We start from the raw sequence: 18449 nt of genomic DNA on the forward strand, positions 1-18449 counted from the left end.
GAGCTGGCATTAACGCACAATTCGAATCAAAAAAATACGACGTAATTCACACACAAGATGTTGTTTCTTTACTTTCTTTTGCCAGAGTACAGTCCAAAACTTGGAACAGCCGGTGCATTCTCTCCTGAGTAATCTTTTATGCCAGAAAGATAAAGTATCTTCTGAACCAAACGGCACGTACGCCGCTTGATGGATGACTTAAACTCTTATGTTTTCCCTTTAAACGGGACTATTGTTGGTGATGATCAAATTTAACCTGTGTTAAGCTTTAGACGGGAGGTAATTATGGAAAATAAAAGAAACACTGAACCAAGCCCAAAAGCGATAAGAATTCTAACTTACATCATTCCTATAGTTTTAATAGGGCTTATCCTTGTTCTTAAGAAGATTAACACCCCAGCAGCAGAAATTTCATTTTATATTGTTGCTGTCGGTGTCGTTCTCTTAGTGGTTTTCAGTTTAATCAAAAGCAGAAAAAAACGCAGGAAGAACTAAATGTAAGGGGGCTAATTACCAGTCCCCTTTGACTCTTTTAGATTGTCAGCTCACCAAATTCAAATTTTATTTCAATTCTTCCCCCATCTCCCTGTGAATTTGTAAAAGGAGGTACTCATAAAACTCATGATAATCATGTAGCTTTCCGATTACTTTTATAATCTTTTGACCCTTTAAACAATGATGGAAACGTTAAAACAAGTTTAAATCGATGTTGCTCATATATTTTTTGTATCCTTTTAAGAAAACCACTTGCTCATGATCTTCTCGGTAAGTCCTTTTGACATTTCCCTCATTATATTAACCTCGGATAAACTATATCAGAACTTATATTCTCGGTGAATTCTTAACGAATTCATTTTACTCCGGCTATCATCATGGTAAAATTTTGAATAACATCTTATCGCGAAAGGATATGATCATGAAAATCTTTGAAGCAACCACCCTGCTTTCTGCCGCCAAACAACGCGCAACCGAATACAAAGAATTGCGCAGTCAAATGACGAATCTAAAAAAAGCATTACAAGGCATGGCTGACCTCAGCAACAATGATTTTTCGGGCAAAGGCGCTGATAACATCAAAGCTTTATTTCAAGATCATGCAGGCGTCACAGATGAATGGTTGGAATTGATTGATATGAAAATCGCGTTTCTCACAAGCATAGAAGCCATGATTGGAGATGCCGGGCTTTCAGATTCTTATGTGGAAGAATCGTTCCTTGAGCATGAATTGACAAATGCACTTGATAAATCAAAAGCGATTATGCAAGAGCAGCGCAATGAAATGAAAGGGATCCTTGATGAAATCGCAGATATACTGCCGCTCGATCTCTTTTCAACCGATAACGCAGATCAAAAATTAGATGATTCGGATACAACAAAAAGAGAAACAATACAAAAAATTGGTGAGCTGGATAACAACCTTTCAAATGAGTATGCGCTGACAGAAACTAATGAGGCGTTTATTATGGCAGATTTTCAGGCATTACAAGATGCCACAGAGAAAGGCAAAAACGCCACCCCGCTCAACTATAATGCCAAGGCGTACCGAGAAAGTGAAATCCATCAGATGCAAGCAGGATTACATAAACAATCATCGGAATATCTTTCGTTCAAAAAACAGCAGGCAGAAGAAAGAAGAATTGCGAAGGAACAGGAAGAGCTTGCAAATAGACCCTGGTACGAAAAAACGTGGAACGTTGTATGTGATTTTACAGGTGAGGTTACTGGGTATTATGATTATAAAAGAGCGGCTGATGGAGTTGACCCAGTCACAGGTGAAAAACTCACTGCTGGTCAGCGAGTCGCAGCCGGGGGAATGGCAGCCGCTGGTTACATTCCAATTGTCGGGTGGGCCGGCCGTATCTTTAAAGGCGGAAAGGCAATCTATTCAACTGGAAAAGCAATTTACAAAGCAGATAAAGCGCTCGAAATATATAAAACTCCAAAAACCTTTAAAGCTCTTCATAATTCAGAGAAAGGATTATACGGGCTTGCGTCTGCAAATGGGTTTGGCGAGGCTGTAACCGGCCGGGATATGTTCGGGAATAAAATATCTGATGAGAGACAGGAAAACGGATTCCATCAAGCATTGGCTGCAATCAGCCCTATAGGTATGATTGGGACAGGAAAAGTGTTAAAGGCAAACGCTGGAACAGGAAAACCTTCTAACCTGTACAGAGGAGAAAATTTCCCCTATGCTGCAAAAAGGGAGAATGGCATCGGCAAATCTTATATATCACCTGAAACCGGAAACTTAATACCTGCTAACAAAAGTGGAATGTATAAAGGTCGTCAGGTAACTGTAATGGAACATATTTTAGGAGGATATAGAAGAGGCGGAAAATCAAATAGTCCATACACCAGCTTTACAGTCAACAAAAAGATTGCAAAAGGTTACGGAGATCATACTATTGAATTGGACATATCCTCTCTTCGAAAAGCAATACGTTCTGGTGAGCTAAAAGGAGTTGCCATCCTTAATCCTAAACAAATTGAGAGACTTATAAAAAACGATACGAGACAAACAGACAATTGGAAAAATAAAGCCCTCAAATGGACAAATAGAGATACTGAATATTTTGTTAAAGGTGAGATACCAAAAGAATACTTCAAAATGTTTTCTAAGGAGTGACGCATACGCATATGTTTCTTTACTATCAAAATGAGTGTTTAGGTAAAATTGAAGGGGTTGCAGTAGAAGGGCCTTGGGCTTATGGGAAGATCATCCCTAATGAGAAGATGGAAAACTTCAAAGACTTTTTTAGAGCTGTAGTAGATGAAGATAATCCCTCTGCAATTGAGAAGTTTGACGATGATCTATTAGACGATGATAATTGGTTTATTGTTGATGATGAGTATAAAAAAGTAGGCATTTCCTTGCCCGGTATCTATGAAGAAGATAACGAAATAAATTGGAGATGGAGATAAATCGGATTAGGGTCCTCATAAAGAGAGGGCCCCTTTTTGATTTCAAATTGTACTCCGCAATTTTCGTCTTCGGACCAACAGGAAAATGCAGCACATACATCCTCTAAATCACTGGAAGCTTGCCGGTATTACTTAAATAGCTTGTCCTGATTGATTAAAAGCTTGGTAAAGTAACAAATCTAAAGGTTGCCGCGGTCTGGTCATTCCCTCACCTCCTTGGCTGTCTTTCGGCCGTGGCACGGGGGCACAATGTAGGGGCTGTATTTACTTGAATCCCAGAATAGTTTCACATCACCTTTATGCGGAACGATATGATCGCCAACTGTTGCCGGGGTTCTTCTGCCCTGCATCAAGCAAGCGGCACATAACGGATGTTTGGACAGGTAGCCAGCACGCGCCTGCCTCCACTTGCTGTTATACCCCCTTTTGGCAGCAGACTCCCGGTATTGATCATAGGCCGGCTTGGTTCGCCTGTGCTGTTCGCAGTAACCCTCTCGCATTAGGCTAGGACATCCTGGTTCATTACAAGGCTTCAATGCTTTCTTCAATCTGCTTGACCCTCCTTTAATAGCTCCAGTCTTTCGTCACGATTAGAAGTTTTTGCCCAATTATTGAATTCCTGAATTCCTATATTCACGCGTTGCAGGTGCAACTGCTTTTGTTTCTCGTTCAATTCGATTTTCCTTTTACTGATTTCAATGTCATAATTAATCTGTTTTAAAAGAAGTTCTTGTTCAGTGCGCCACGCTTTAAATTGATCAACGTACAAATTGTCTTCGGACAAGGTTAATCCCTCCAATTAAAAAGCGCCCTCCCTATTGGGAAAGCACTTGGATATATTCTTTCTAAACTGCACCCGCACTCAAGCCGTTAACCGCCGATTGTCTATCCTGAGAATTACCGGACGCAGTTTACAGAGAATATAAAAAAGCACCTAGTTAAGGTGCTTTTTTTATTTTTCATTACTTTGCATTCTTTCTAGAAGTCGGAATATACATTCTGCCTTTTTTATATAAGTCATTGGGTATCTGATAAGAGTTATAATTTCACCATCTTGGTTAAACAAAGGATTTGCTTCCTGAGAAACACAGATTCCACTTATTTTGTTATTCCAAATAACTGGGCCTCCGCTAAAACCACCGTAGTTAAAAATATTGCCTAGAAAATAATTAAAATCTTCATGGTACATCGCAACTTTCCCAGAGGATAAAATAGGTAAATGATAGTTACCTAAAGCTGGATTAACTCCCCCCAAATTACTGAAAAGTGGATAGCCTATTAAATAGATATCGTCTCCTTCTTTTATTTTTTTATTATTAAAATATACCAAATCTAACGGCTTGTATCCTGCAGATTCTAGATGGCGTGCAAACCCTTTTGTTTCTTCAAAATTTAGCGATATTATCGCTAAATCCATATCATACACATTTTCCTCATAAACTACGTGCTTCAAGCTGAAATTTCTAATTTCGTCCAACCCAAGACTGTCTCTTTTTTCATTGTAATTCATTCCTTTCATGACAGTGTTAAATAATTCTTTAGTCTTATTACTAAAAATTAAATGCCTCACAGTAATTAAGTACGTTTTATTCTCTTTTTTAACAAAGAGAGCTGTACCAGTATCTTGATCATCATCGCTAAAACATTTCAAATATACAACTGACTTCTTTATAGTTTCTAAATTCATTTTATCACCCCTGCTTTATTATCGGTGAAAGAGCGTGACAAAGGAACTGCTTGCAAAATTTGTCGAACGATTTACCGGGAACAGTTTACAGGGAACATAAAAAAAGCGACCCCGCTCATCAGCAGTGCCGCTCCCTTGATTTATTACCTACTACCATAATAACTTATCTAAAACAAAATGGTGTGCCGTTATCGTGCCATCTTTCTGCCAAAATTGTTTTAGTACATTCCTTTTTGCTCTGCTGCTGTCATCCCGCTCACCCCTTCATTACTTAGTATCGTTCTATCAAACCATGCCTTTCTCTTCTAACGCTGAACCTGTTGCGCCTCTACTCATGCCGCTCACCTCCTGTAACACGATGATACCACGAAAAACGCCCAATTTTTCCATTTATCCACACAATCCACGAATTACTCATATCTTATATACTGTGCAACTGCCCGAAGTGCCGTCAGCCCTTTCCACCCTTGTTTTCAAGCGATATCCCTAAAATGAATTCCACGTTTGCTTTTTGAAGGGAATCAATAAAAATATGCAGAAAAAAAGACTCATCTTGTTTATGAGATGAGCCTGCTTATATTTTAAATTTCTTCATAGCGTTGTTCATGGCAGCCTGATTGATTCCAATGTATCGAAGGGTTGTCCGCTGATCTAAGTGATTAAAAATCTCCTGCAGCATGGCAACGTCTTTTGTTTGCTTGTAAAAATGGCACCCGAATGTTTTCCTCAGCGTGTGCGTGCCTATATCATCCAAATTGACATACTCAGCAGCAGCCATCAGAATCTTATAAGCCATCGACCGGGAAATAGGCTTGTTGATCCTTTCTTGGCTTTTGAAAAGATATTCAGCATTAATCGGTTTGATGAATACCTAAACAGCTAAAAATCAGGGAGCAAAATGTGGGCACGAGGGGTACATCCCACACAGAACCCTGCTACATCACACGTTTAAACATCTTTTCCATCTCATACGTGCTGTGATGAATAATAATCGGCCGGCCGTGCGGGCATGTGAACGGGTCTGTCGTTCGGCGCAGATCGTCCAAGAGCGCTTTGATTTCATCGTTGCGCAAATGGCGGTTCGCTTTGATCGAGCCTTTACAGCTCATCATAATGGCCGCTTCCTCCCGCAGCTTTTTAATGTCGATCCGTTTGGCGTCAAGCACCTGCTGAATGATTTCTTCAATCAATTCAGCTTCTTCTCCTTTTGGAAACCAGGCCGGATGACAGCGGACGATATAGCTGTTCGTGCCGAATGCTTCTAAAAATACCCCGACGCTTTCAAGCTCCTGCTGGTGCTGTTCAATAATCAGCGCTTCATTTGCCGCATAATGAAAGGTGAGCGGCACGATCATATCCTGCACTTCAGGCTCAACCTGCCCGACTTTTTCCCGGAAATATTCGTACTTAATCCGCTCTTGAGCAGCATGCTGGTCAATGATATATAACCCGTTTTCGTTTTGGGCTAAAATATAGGTCCCGTGCATTTGGCCGATCGGATACATCACCGGCACCCTTTCTTCCCGTATTTCTTCAGAGACAGCCTCCTCTTCAGGCTCCGGAATATCGGAAACAGGCGCTTCCGGTTCCGGCATGCTGATCTCCGACAGCACGTCATCATCCGCTTCCTTCGGGAGGAACTCTTCTTCTATTACCGAAGCCGGCTCTTTTACGACCGAACTCAGCTTCATCGGCGAGTACGACGGTTCCGGCATTTTTTCCGGCAGTTTCCGCTCAGGGGCACTTTCCTCGAACGTTATGAATTGCTGTTCGTTTTTGACCGGCGCCGGCGCTGATTTTTTCGGAAGCTGGGCGCTCGGAATCAGCCGCTGCTTTTGAAATACTTCCTTTATCCCGTCACGGATCAGCTCATGCAGTTCCGTCTCTTTGCTGAGGCGGACTTCAAGCTTCGACGGATGGACATTGACATCGACCAAAATCGGGTCCATCGTAATTTCGATAAACGTAATCGGATGGCGGCCGATCGGCAGAAGCGTGTGATAGCCCTCGTGCACCGCTTTAACAAGCGGGAAATTCTTAATGTATCTTCCGTTAATGACAGATGACATGTAGTTTCTGGATGCACGCGTGATTTCCGGCAGCGCAATGTAGCCCTTGACTTCAAAATCAAGCGAGCTGACATGGAGCGGTATCATTTTTTTCGCAACCGCCGTCCCGTAAATCGCGGCCAGCACATGGCGCACGTCTCCATTGCCGTTTGTCTGCAGAAGATTTTTCCCCTGGTGGCGGAGGCGGATGGATACTTCCGGATGCGCAAGAGCGATCCGGTTGACGACATCCGTAATATTGCCGAGTTCCGTATGCACGGTTTTCATATATTTTAATCTGGCGGGTGTATTGAAAAACAGGTTGGTAACGATGATCTCCGTTCCTTTTCTGCTGGAGGATTTCTGTTCAGAAATGATATTCCCGCCTTGAAGAATGAGATGAGTTCCCGCTCCCTCGCCGATGCTCGTTTTGATTTCCAGATGAGAAACAGACGCGATACTTGGCAAAGCTTCTCCGCGGAAACCGAGTGTTCTCACCCGGAACAGGTCGTTTTCATCTTTGATTTTACTGGTCGCATGGCGGCGGAAGGCCCGTTTGCAATCATCGGTTTCCATACCTTCGCCGTTGTCAAGCACCCGAATCGACGAAAGTCCCGCTTCCTCTATATCAATTTCAATGACTGTGCTGTTTGCGTCGATGGCGTTTTCCACCAATTCTTTAACGACAGATGCAGGCCGTTCCACCACCTCACCGGCCGCTATTTTATTTGAAAGTTCATCTGACAGCTGGATGACTTTTGCCAAGTCCGTCACCTCTTTCTATTTTAATTTTTTTTGCAGCTTGTACATTTCATTCATCGCCTCAAGCGGCGTCATATCAAGAATATTGATTGACTTGAAGGCTTCAAGCACTTGTTTTTCTTTTTGAGAAACAGCCGGTGCCTTCTGTTTTTTATCACTGTCAGCAAAAAAGGACAGTTGTGCCGGTTCTTCTTTGACGGCGGGCTTTTTCTCAGGGGCCGCCGGAAGCTCCGGTTTATCTCCTGTCTGCTCAAGCTGTTTTAAGATCTCCTGTGCGCGGCTGATCAGATCATCCGGGAGCTCGGCAAGCTGGGCGACATGAATGCCGTAACTTTTATCTGCGGCTCCTTCTTTAATTTGATGAAGAAACACGACCGTGCCGTTATATTCCTCGGCGCGCACATGAACGTTTTTCAGCTGAGGGAGCTTATCTTCAAGCACCGTCAGTTCATGATAATGCGTGCTGAACAGTGTTTTAGCGCCGATATGATCATGAACATATTCAATAATTGCCTGTGCCAGCGCCATTCCGTCGTACGTTGATGTCCCGCGTCCGATTTCATCGAACAGGATCAGGCTGTCTTTTGTGGCGTTTACAATCGCGTTTTTCGCTTCCAGCATTTCCACCATAAAGGTGCTTTGTCCGGAAATCAAATCGTCCGCAGCCCCGATTCTCGTAAAGATTTGATCAAAAATCGGCAGAACCGCTTCTTTTGCGGGCACAAAACAGCCGATCTGAGCCATGATGGACAAGAGTGCGATCTGTCTCATATACGTGCTTTTACCTGACATATTCGGACCCGTAATCAGGAGCATTTCCCGTGAATCGCCCATCAGGCAATTGTTCGGCACGTATTCTTGACTGTCCATCACTTTTTCAACGACAGGATGTCTCCCTTCAATGACTTTGACCTCGTTATCAGAAAAGACGGGCTTTGTGTAATGCCTGTTTTCACTGATCGTGGCAAAGCATTGCAGCGCGTCCAGCTCACTCATTTGCTTAGCAAGACGCTGCAGACGAGGAATAAATTTCTTAACTTTTTCCCGCAGTTCGGCAAAAAGCTCATATTCCAGCTCGCAAATGTTGTTTTCCGCCTCTAAAATAAGCGCTTCTTTTTCCTTTAATTCCGGCGTAATGTACCGTTCGGCGTTTGTGAGCGTCTGCTTCCGCTCATACCGCCCGTCCTCAAGCAGATGAATGTTTGCTTTTGTGACTTCAATATAATAGCCGAACACTTTATTAAAGCCGACTTTTAATGAACGGATGCCTGTATAAGCGCGTTCCTGCTGCTCCAGTCTGGCAATCCAGTCTTTTCCGTTTTTGCTGGCGTCACGGTACTCATCGAGCTTCTGGTGATAGCCGTCTTTTATTAAGTTGCCTTCTTTTAAAGATAACGGCGGGTTTTCATGAAGCGCATCCTCTAACAAATCAAGCAGATCTCCGCACGGATCAATCAAGCCGGCGCGTTCTTTTGCTTTTTTATGGTTAAGAGACCCTACAAGCTCTTTAATGCTCGGCACCTGTTTTAATGATTCTTTCAGCTGGATTAAATCCCTTGCATTGACGTTTCCGAATGCGACCCGGCCCGCAAGACGCTCTAAATCATACACTTCTTTGAGGCGCTCGCGCAGATCTTCACGCTCAAAGAGATGATTGATCAGCGTCTCAACCATTTCCTGGCGTTCTTCGATTTGGGATGCTCTGATCAGCGGACGGTCAATCCATTGTTTGAGAAGCCGGCCGCCCATTGCTGTCTTCGTTTCGTCCAAAAGCCAAAGCAGCGAGCCTTTTTTGCTTTTTGAACGGATCGTTTCCGTCAGTTCAAGATTCCTCTTGGAATACAGGTCAATTTTCATCGCTTCTTCCAATTCATACACTTGAACCGGCTGCAGATGATCCAGACTCCGTTTTTGCGTTTTCTGCAAATACGTATATAAACGCATAAACGTCTTTGTCAGCTCTTCGCCCGGCAAGTGCTTTGCGATTTCGATCTGTTCTGTCATTTCTCCGTCTTCGATGGAAATCGTTGCGCCGCACCGTTCTTTCAGCTGGGCTGCTGTCTTTTCATTAAACTTGCTTGAGACGACAATCTCCTTGGCGCCGACTGAATAAATCTCTGACATGACATCTTCAATCCGCTCAATAAATACGGCCAGGTTTTCTCCGGTCGTTAAATCCGATAAAGCGAGGCCGTATCCGTCACGAAATTCGGAAACGGAAGCGATAAAGTTGTTTTCCGACTCATGAATGCCTTTTCCGTCCATCACGGTTCCCGGCGTGATCAGCTGGACGACTTCCCGTTTCACAACGCCTTTAGCCGCCTTCGGATCTTCCGTCTGCTCACAGATCGCGACTTTATAGCCCTTTTTAATCAGCTGTTCAATATAAGCCGCCGCAGAATGATAAGGCACGCCGCACATCGGAATTTTGTCGGCTGAACCTCCGTCTCTGCTCGTCAGTGTAATTTCAAGCTCTTGTGACGCTTTTTTTGCATCTTCAAAAAACATTTCATAAAAGTCACCTAGCCGAAAAAATAAAAAGGCATTCTGGTGCTCTGCCTTTATTTTCAAGTATTGCTGTATCATAGGCGTGTAACTAGCCATCATTTAATCCCTCACTATGTATCTTCTGTTTTCCGCATCCCATTATAACATAAACAAAAGAGTGATATCTTTATATATAAAAAAGAGACTTGGGGTGCTGACTCCCCCAGCCTCTGCTTATTCTTCAGGATCTCCGACTAAAAATTCAGGGTTAATGTCCTCTAATTCTTCGTCAAGATCGTCTTCCCAATCATCATCATCGTCTTCTTCCCAGTCTGGATTTACTTCTACGACTACTTTCGTTTCCCCGACCACTTCCGCTAAAAACTCCCGCTCGGCCTGAACGACGATTTTATTTCCGTTAGGAGAAATGGTGACTTCAAGGCAATTCGGCTGCTGCAGCACTTTGGCAATGACTTCGTGTTCGTCATCTAAGTAATTAGTATCTCTGTATCTGAGTTTAATTACATCAACATATTTCACTCTCTCGGTTACAACTTCCGTTTTTGTATTATCAGCGTAAGAGTACCAGACGTTTATATCATAATACCCTTCAATTTCTACAGTCTTCCCGATCTTTTCGGCATCATATTTGTGATTGATAATCCAGCCGCCCAATATACTTGACGGTTTTTCATCAGGTGAGATTGTATTCGTGCACTGGGTGAATTTTCTGCCTTTCGCAACTACCGCTTTCGTAATAATTTCCCTGTATTCAGACATTCCGATAGGCCTCCTTGTTCTTCTTCGTGTTATCTTATGCTGGGCATTTGTCTCATGTGCATTTTTATAATAAAAATATAAAAATACAAAGTTTCTGTTTCATTGTATGCAGCCTCGCCCAGAAACTTTACTTTTAAGTCTGATAAAACTTTTCAGGGGAAATGGGCCGAAACAGCAATATGATGAATATTTAGTACATATAATAATTAGTTCTAAATGGACAAAAAAACACGGGCCGATGATGGCCCCGTGTTTAAAGAGAACAGCTGTTATTCGAATGTTTTACTTTTGAACCGGTTTCTCCTGTCAGCAGGTTGCCGCCGGTAGACGTAATGATTTCATTTGTCACCTGATTGGAAATCGTATGGGCGACAAGCTGAAGAAGATCATTGACCTCAATCTGGGAATCTCTGAATTCCTGAATGATCGGAATTCCTTCAAGCTCTTCCTGCAGGGCGTCAATTTTACTTTCCACTTGTTTCAAAGCTTCAAGCTTTTCATAATGCTTCAGGTTAACGGCTTGCTTTTGCAGAGCTTTAATCTGATTAATAATCGCAGAGACTTTTTCATTTCCATTAATCTGCGCCTCGGCGCGTTTGAAAAAATCAACTTCTTCTGTTTCAGAAATCATTTTCGCAAGGTTTCTTGCCTGCTGGACAATGTCTTTCTTAGAGTAAAGCGTCATTATTATTTCACCTCGATTGCTTCTCCTGCCATCACACCGTCAAGCGACCATGTTTTCGCCTGTTCGATTTTGACGCGTACAATCTTGCCGATGGCGTCTTTCGGCCCTTTGAAGTTGACGAGCTTGCTTTTTTCCGTATAGCCGGCAAGAATGTCAGGGTTATTTTTGCTTTCTCCCTCAACTAATACTTCGACAGTCCTGCCTTCATATTCCTTCATTTTTTTGGCTGAAATTTCTTTCACCAAATCATTGAGGCGCTGAAGACGTTCTTTTTTGACCCTCATCGGAACATTGTCTTTCATCTTCGCTGCAGGCGTGCCTTCACGAGGAGAGTAGATAAACGTATATGCGCTGTCAAATTCCACTTCGCGATATAACGAAAGCGTTTCTTCAAACTGTTCATCCGTTTCATTCGGGAAACCGACAATGATATCGGTAGTAAGTGAAGCATTCGGCATCGCCGCTTTAATTTTTCCGACAAGCTCCAAATAGCGTTCTCTGTCATATTTGCGCGCCATCATTTTTAACATCGCCGAGCTTCCTGATTGAACCGGAAGATGGATATGGTCAAGCAGGTTGCCGCCTTTGGCGAGCACTTCGATCAGATGGTCATCAAAGTCACGCGGGTGGCTCGTCGTAAACCGGATTCTCGGAATATCAATTTTACGCAGTTCGTCCATTAAATCACCGAGTCCGTACGTCATGTCCTCAAAATCTTTTCCGTACGCATTAACGTTTTGACCGAGCAGCGTGATTTCTTTATAGCCTTCGCTTGCAAGTCTTCTGACTTCCTGGATGATTTCTTCAGGACGGCGGCTCCGCTCTTTTCCGCGGGTATACGGCACGATGCAGTATGTGCAGAACTTATCACAGCCGTACATAATGTTGACCCAGCCTTTAATTTTCCCGTTGCGGACCTTCGGAAGGTTTTCAATGACATCCCCTTCCTTCGACCACACTTCAATAACCATCTCTTTTGATAAGTAGGCTTCTGATAACAGTTCCGGCAGGCGGTGAATGTTGTGCGTGCCGAAAATCATATCGACAAACGGGTGCTTTTTAAGGATGCGGTTTACGACTGATTCTTCCTGTGACATACAGCCGCATACACCTAGAATCAGATCCGGATTATTTTTTTTGAGCGCTTTTAAATGGCCGAGCTCACCGAACACTTTGTTTTCAGCATTTTCCCGGATGGCGCAGGTGTTTAATAAAATGACATTCGCATCATCGACCGAGTTTGTCGCTTCATAACCGAGCGCCATAAAAATACCCGCCATGACTTCCGTATCATGCTCGTTCATTTGGCATCCGTACGTGCGGATATAAAACTTCCTGCCTTCGCCGAGACCTTTAAATTCTTCTGAGATTTTAAAATCGTTATGATATTGAACGGATTCTTTGCCCCGTTTTTTCGCATCTTTTAAAGAAGGCGGAATATATACGGCTTCGAAATACTTACTGTAATCCTTTTCGGATTTTTTGTCCGCTGGATTTACTTGTCCGCTTTCCTGCTTTTGCTTTTCATTCATGTTCGAATGTCTCCTTTCAACCGAAACTTCCACCCTCAAGTATACTGGTTAAAAGCGTTTGGCACAACCGCCAGCCTATTATTGTACACCTTATTGAGAATAAGAATCAATAAGAAATAAAAAGAGGGAATCATTTCCCTCTTATACAAGCTGAAGCTCTTTTGCCGCTGAACGGATCACTTCAAGCGCCCGGTCAAGCTCCTCTTTTGTATGCTCCGCTGTAATAATGGTGCGGATTCTCGCTTTTCCCTGAGCGACGGTCGGATACACGATGCTTTGTGCAAAGACGCCGCGGGTCAATAAAAGGTCTGATAATGCCTGGGCTTTTTCTTCCTCACCTATTAATATCGGCACGATCGGTGTTTCGCTTTTTGTAAGAGTCAGCCCCATTTGAACCAGTTGGTCTTTGAAATACGCCGTGTTCTCCCATAGCTTTTCCATATGTTCCGGCTCTTCCAGCAGGACGTCAATGGCTTCTATGCATGCGGCCGTTACCGCAGGCGGATGAGACGTGCTGAATAAGAAAGGACGGCCTTTATGGCGCAGGTAATCGATCAGAACCTGCGACCCTGCAGCATATCCGCCAAGAACCCCGATGGCTTTGCTTAATGTGCCCACCTGAATGTGGACTCTTCCGTCAAGCCCGAAGTGATTAACCGTTCCCCTTCCGTTTTTTCCGAGTACGCCGGAAGCATGTGCATCGTCAACCATGACAAAAGCATCGTACGCCTCTGCAAGTTTGACAATGTCAGGCAATGGAGCGATGTTGCCGTCCATTGAGAATACGCCGTCCGTGACGATGAGGCGCATGCGGTAATTCATTGACTTTTTCAGCACCCTTTCCAAATCGTCCATATCGACATGGCGGTACACCTTTTTATCTGCTTTCGTCAGCCTGATCCCGTCGATAATGGAAGCATGGTTCAATTCGTCAGATATCACGATATCTTCTTTTGTAAGAATGCTTGATAAAACGCCTTGATTGGTTGTAAATCCTGATTGAAAAACAAGTGCCGCTTCTGTTTTTTTAAAGTTTGCCAGTTTCTTCTCCAGCTCATTGTGCATCGTAAATGTTCCCGCGATTGTCCGGACGGACCCCGTACCCGCTCCGAATTCCTCCGCAGCGCGTTTGGCCGCTTCGACAAGCCTTGGGTGCGACGTCAGACCGAGATAATTGTTCGATGAAAGCTGAATCACGTTCTCCCCTTTGACTGCCACCGACGGCCCCTGCTTCGTTTCAATTTGTTTCATTTGCTGCCATGTGTTATTTTCTTTCATTTTATCAAGCTCTGCTTTTAGATATTCAAATTCTTTCATTATAGAACCCTCCCTTTATGGAATCAAAATGACTTTGCCGCACTGGCCCTTTCTCATCAGGTCAAATCCTTTTTCAAATTCTTCAAGCGGAAACTGATGGGTAATCACCGGAGTCAGATCAACAAGGCCGGATTCAAGCAGATGCGATACCTGACGCCATGTTTCAAACATTTTTCTGCCTGTGATGCCCTGAACGGTCAGCCCTTTAAACACCACGTCATTTGTCAGGTCAATCGTCACCGGGTGTTCCGGCAGACTCAGCATATGAAATCTTCCTCCATTGGCCGCCATCTTTAATCCTTGTATTATCGCTGCAGGGTGGCCTGACATTTCGCAGACAAGGTCTATTCCTTCTCCGCCCGTTAAGGCATCAATGACCTTAAGCGGATCTTCCTTGTCAGCTGAAATCGTAATTTCGGCTCCTAATTTTTTTGCAAGAGCCAGTCTGTAATCATTTTTATCAATGGCCGCAATGCAGGATGCGCCGGCCGCTTTAGCCACAGCCACCGCCATGAGTCCGATCGGCCCGCAGCCGATAATTGCAGCGGTGCCGCCCGCCAGATGGCCGCTTTCCAGCACCGTGTGCACCGCGTTGCCAAGCGGCTCTTGAACTGAGGCGACTGCAGGATCCATGTCAGCAGGGTTTTTCCAAATGTTTTGAGCCGGCACTTTGACATATTCAGCGAAGGATCCGGCTGTATCCACGCCAAGGATCTTTGTATGAGTGCACACATGATGTTTTCCTGTTAAACAGGGGACACAAGTTCCGCAGACGAAGTGGGTTTCCGCCGATACATAGTCGCCTGTTTTGACATTTGTGACGTGCTTGCCTGTTTCTGCTACGATACCGCTGAATTCATGTCCGAATACTTGAGGTGTTTTGATTCGTTCCTGCGCCCATTGATCCCAATTATAAATATGCACATCTGTACCGCATATAGATGCGGCCTGTACTTTAATGAGAACTTCATTCTCATTAATGGAAGGTATGGAAATTTCTTTCAAAGTTGCTCCGAAAGCGTTTTCATTTTTAACGACAGCTTTCATCTTTCCTTCCAACATGTACACTCCCCCTCAAAAAAACACTGTAATAACTGGATTGTAACATGGCTTAAGAAGGAGGTAAACAGCAGTGTCCATTCAGTAAATACAATTGCTTCCGTCCGGAAAAATGGGCGGGATTTTTTTTGAATATTATATGAATAAAGCCGTTTATCATCTCTTCGTACTATCAATATAATATTGTGAGAAAATATGACAGCAATAAAAACAACCTGCTCGCCTTATGCAAGCAGGTTGAGAATGAACAGGTTTTGGTTTAACGGGGTTCGACAATTAACTTAATCGCCGTTCTTTCTTCTCCGTCAATCTGTATATCTGTAAAAGCCGGAATACAAATCAAATCTACGCCGCTTGGCGCGACAAAGCCTCTGGCAATCGCAACCGCTTTAACAGCCTGATTTAAGGCACCCGCCCCAATTGCTTGAATTTCGGCGGCTCCGCGTTCCCTCAATACGCCCGCAAGCGCGCCTGCCACTGAATTTGGACTTGATTTTGCTGAAACTTTTAAGATTTCCATTTCTGCTCCCCCTTAGTTTTACAATGGATAAGTGAGTGTTCATTAGAACAATCATTATTAGATGTTGCTATCCAAAAAGCCATCCCCACAATGCTTTTCAAAAATAGCGGGCTACCTTCCATTTCTACTATATTCACTAAGAAGTTGCTATATTCCTGCTTTTCCTTTTAATATTTTTATAAAATAAACACATGATCACCTATTCAAAGAACATATGGTCATCATTGATTAAAATCCGTTCGATATTTACGGCTTTTTTCGTTTGCTCGTCGATGTCGATGAGCACTCCGCTCAGCGTTGTTTTCCCTTCCGCAACGGTAAACCGGACAGGAAGATTGGTTTTAAACCGCTTGATGACCGTTTCTCTGTCCATACCGAGGATTCCGTCGTACGGACCCGTCATGCCTACATCAGTAATATATGCCGTTCCTTTCGGCAAAATGCGGTTATCTGCAGTTTGTACGTGTGTATGCGTGCCAACCACGGCAGAGGCTCTTCCGTCTGTGTACCAGCCCATCGCAATTTTTTCGCTTGTCGCTTCGGCGTGAAAATCAATAAAAATGTACGGTGTGCGCTTTTTCGCTTCTTCTATTAACTCATCCGTTTTAGCAAACGGATCATCAAGCGGCGGAAGAAACGTCCGTCCCTGTAAATTCATGACGGCAAGCTCTTTTCCGTTCGATTTAATATAGGTAATGCCTTTTCCCGGCGTACCTTCCGGGAAGTTCGCCGGCCGGACAAGATGCGGCACATCATCAATAAAGTCAAAGATCTCTCTTTTATCCCACGTATGGTTTCCCATTGTAATGGCATCGGCTCCGGCTTCCATCAGGCTATGGTAGATCTTTTCCGTCAGTCCTTTTCCGTGTGCTGCATTTTCTCCGTTAATAATCGTAAAATGCGGTTTATGTTTCGCTTTCAGTTTCGGGACATATTCTTTTACCATGTCGCGGCCCGGGGAACCGACAACATCCCCGATAAATAAAATTCTCATACATTCCATTCCTTTCTTTTCTGGGGCTCAAAAAAATAAAGTGATGCGCTAAGCATCACTTTATTTTGCATACTCTACGGCTCGAGTTTCTCTGATCACGGTCACTTTAATGTGGCCCGGATAATCAAGCTCGTCCTCAATTCGTTTTCGGATATCACGCGCCAAACGATGGGCTTCTAAATCATTAATGGAGTCCGGTTTCACCATGATGCGAACTTCACGGCCGGCCTGAATCGCAAATGATTTTTCAACACCTTCGTAAGACTCGGAGATTTCTTCAAGCTTTTCAAGTCTGCGGATATAATTTTCGAGCGTTTCACTTCTCGCACCCGGTCGTGCGGCTGACAGTGCATCAGCGGCAGCGACCAGAACGGCGATAATGGAAGTCGGCTCTTCGTCTCCGTGGTGTGACGCAATACTGTTAATGACGACTGGATGCTCTTTATATTTGGTCGCAAGCTCCACTCCGATTTCCACGTGGCTTCCTTCCACTTCATGGTCAATTGCTTTTCCGATGTCATGCAGAAGACCGGCCCGCTTGGCAAGCTTTGCATCTTCTCCAAGTTCAGAAGCCATTAAACCGGCTAAAAACGCCACTTCCATGGAATGTTTCAGTACGTTTTGCCCGTAGCTTGTACGGAATTTCAATCGGCCGAGAATCTTGATCAGGTCCGGATGAAGTCCGTGAACGCCGACTTCAAACGTCGTCTGTTCACCCATTTCCCGGATATAGTCATCAACCTCGCGGCGGGATTTTTCAACCATTTCTTCAATGCGCGCCGGGTGAATACGGCCATCCTGCACGAGTTTATCAAGAGCGATTCTTGCCGTCTCCCGTCTGATCGGATCAAATCCGGAAAGAATGACTGCTTCAGGGGTGTCATCAATAATCAGGTCGATACCTGTAAGCGTTTCAAGCGTACGGATGTTACGCCCTTCACGGCCGATGATACGTCCTTTCATCTCATCATTCGGAAGATTGACGACCGATACCGTCGTTTCGGCAACATGATCTGCTGCACAGCGCTGCAAAGCAAGCGACAGAATGTTTTTCGCCTTTTTATCCGCCTCTTCTTTCGCACGGTTTTCAGTTTCTTTTGTCATGATGGCGATATCATGTGAAAGCTCATTTTCAACCCGGTCAAGAATGATTTGTTTCGCTTCATCCCGTGTCAGGCTCGAAATGCGTTCGAGTTCTGACTGCTGCATACGAATCATCTCATCCACTTTGCTTTCCATCTCTTCAATATGTTGTTGTCGTTCATTCAGAGAATGATCTTTCTTCTCCAACATCGCTTCCCGTTTATCAATTCCTTCATGTTTACGGTCAAGATTTTCTTCTTTTTGAAGTAAACGGTTTTCTTGTTTTTGAAGCTCATTTCGTCTTTCACGAACTTCCTGTTCAGCATCTATTCGAAGTGTATGGATTTCGTCCTTTGCTTCAAGCAGAGCTTCTTTTTTCAGTGCTTCAGCATCACGCTTTGCATCTTCAAGGATTTGCTCGGCAGCACCGCGTGCGCCCGCAATCTTTGCTTCGGCAATGGTTTTACGAACATAGTAGCCAACAACTAAACCGAGCAGAGTCAGCAAAATGGAGATGAGAACCGTCATTAGGGTCATACTTTCACCTCCTCTTGCTATGAACTTGGTTGT

At 43.9% G+C, this 18449-nt stretch carries 16 protein-coding genes and 1 pseudogene; 3 read left to right on the plus strand and 14 right to left on the minus strand.

All coding sequences use genetic code 11. From position 1 onward, the window contains the following. The first annotated feature begins 285 nt into the window (after window positions 1-285). From ACXN9U_RS06020 to ACXN9U_RS06030, 3 genes are all read left to right on the plus strand, one after another. Complete coding sequence (locus ACXN9U_RS06020) at window positions 286-495, plus strand: hypothetical protein (protein WP_489202322.1); 210 nt, start codon at window positions 286-288, stop codon at window positions 493-495. 421 nt (window positions 496-916) lie between these two features. Next, window positions 917-2629: a ribonuclease YeeF family protein gene (locus ACXN9U_RS06025; protein ID WP_489202323.1), complete on the plus strand. Its 1713-nt coding sequence runs from the start codon at window positions 917-919 to the stop codon at window positions 2627-2629. An 11-nt stretch (window positions 2630-2640) separates the two neighbouring features. After that, window positions 2641-2925: a hypothetical protein gene (locus ACXN9U_RS06030; protein WP_060962750.1), complete on the plus strand. Its 285-nt coding sequence runs from the start codon at window positions 2641-2643 to the stop codon at window positions 2923-2925. A 200-nt stretch (window positions 2926-3125) separates the two neighbouring features. Here ACXN9U_RS06030 and ACXN9U_RS06035 read toward each other — a convergent pair whose 3' ends face one another. The 14 genes and pseudogenes from ACXN9U_RS06035 to rny all read right to left on the minus strand — a co-directional run bounded on the left by ACXN9U_RS06035 (window position 3126) and on the right by rny (window position 18416). Further along, the gene (locus tag ACXN9U_RS06035) at window positions 3126-3473 is read right to left on the minus strand and encodes a DUF8602 domain-containing protein (protein WP_060962751.1); all 348 of its coding nucleotides are present in this window, start codon (window positions 3471-3473) and stop codon (window positions 3126-3128) included. Continuing rightward, window positions 3470-3724: a hypothetical protein gene (locus tag ACXN9U_RS06040; protein ID WP_235588396.1), complete on the minus strand. Its 255-nt coding sequence runs from the start codon at window positions 3722-3724 to the stop codon at window positions 3470-3472. Before ACXN9U_RS06040 ends, ACXN9U_RS06035 begins: the two co-directional genes overlap by 4 nt. 153 nt (window positions 3725-3877) lie before the next feature. Next, window positions 3878-4612, minus strand: coding sequence for a S1 family peptidase (locus ACXN9U_RS06045; protein ID WP_060962753.1), 735 nt, complete (start codon window positions 4610-4612; stop codon window positions 3878-3880). A gap of 574 nt (window positions 4613-5186) precedes the next feature. Then, window positions 5187-5459, minus strand: a pseudogene (locus ACXN9U_RS06050) (tyrosine-type recombinase/integrase); the annotation flags it as partial. Between the two features lie 88 nt (window positions 5460-5547). Next, entirely contained in the window at window positions 5548-7425 is a 1878-nt protein-coding gene (gene mutL, locus ACXN9U_RS06055) for a DNA mismatch repair endonuclease MutL (protein WP_060962754.1), read from the minus strand. A 15-nt stretch (window positions 7426-7440) separates the two neighbouring features. Continuing rightward, window positions 7441-10026 carry a DNA mismatch repair protein MutS gene (gene mutS, locus ACXN9U_RS06060; RefSeq protein ID WP_489202324.1) on the minus strand — a complete coding sequence of 862 codons (2586 nt, stop codon included), beginning with the start codon at window positions 10024-10026 and terminating at the stop codon, window positions 7441-7443. A 117-nt stretch (window positions 10027-10143) separates the two neighbouring features. Further along, window positions 10144-10689 (minus strand): outer spore coat protein CotE, encoded by a 546-nt coding sequence (gene cotE, locus ACXN9U_RS06065; protein ID WP_016936056.1) that lies wholly within the window; start codon window positions 10687-10689, stop codon window positions 10144-10146. A 253-nt stretch (window positions 10690-10942) separates the two neighbouring features. Continuing rightward, the gene (ricA, locus tag ACXN9U_RS06070) at window positions 10943-11374 is read right to left on the minus strand and encodes a regulatory iron-sulfur-containing complex subunit RicA (RefSeq protein WP_060962756.1); all 432 of its coding nucleotides are present in this window, start codon (window positions 11372-11374) and stop codon (window positions 10943-10945) included. A 2-nt stretch (window positions 11375-11376) separates the two neighbouring features. Beyond that, window positions 11377-12906, minus strand: coding sequence for a tRNA (N6-isopentenyl adenosine(37)-C2)-methylthiotransferase MiaB (miaB, locus tag ACXN9U_RS06075; protein WP_003154116.1), 1530 nt, complete (start codon window positions 12904-12906; stop codon window positions 11377-11379). A gap of 141 nt (window positions 12907-13047) precedes the next feature. Then, complete coding sequence (locus ACXN9U_RS06080; RefSeq protein ID WP_489202483.1) at window positions 13048-14226, minus strand: glycine C-acetyltransferase; 1179 nt, start codon at window positions 14224-14226, stop codon at window positions 13048-13050. 12 nt (window positions 14227-14238) lie between these two features. Then, window positions 14239-15285: an L-threonine 3-dehydrogenase gene (tdh, locus tag ACXN9U_RS06085; RefSeq protein WP_060962758.1), complete on the minus strand. Its 1047-nt coding sequence runs from the start codon at window positions 15283-15285 to the stop codon at window positions 14239-14241. Window positions 15286-15541: 256 nt separating this feature from the next. Beyond that, complete coding sequence (gene spoVS / locus ACXN9U_RS06090; RefSeq protein ID WP_003154135.1) at window positions 15542-15802, minus strand: stage V sporulation protein SpoVS; 261 nt, start codon at window positions 15800-15802, stop codon at window positions 15542-15544. Between the two features lie 199 nt (window positions 15803-16001). Next, window positions 16002-16796: a TIGR00282 family metallophosphoesterase gene (locus ACXN9U_RS06095; RefSeq protein ID WP_489202325.1), complete on the minus strand. Its 795-nt coding sequence runs from the start codon at window positions 16794-16796 to the stop codon at window positions 16002-16004. Between the two features lie 60 nt (window positions 16797-16856). After that, window positions 16857-18416: a ribonuclease Y gene (gene rny, locus ACXN9U_RS06100; protein ID WP_016936061.1), complete on the minus strand. Its 1560-nt coding sequence runs from the start codon at window positions 18414-18416 to the stop codon at window positions 16857-16859. Window positions 18417-18449: the final 33 nt, after the last annotated feature.

The organism is Bacillus sp. BACIII (assembly GCF_057836745.1).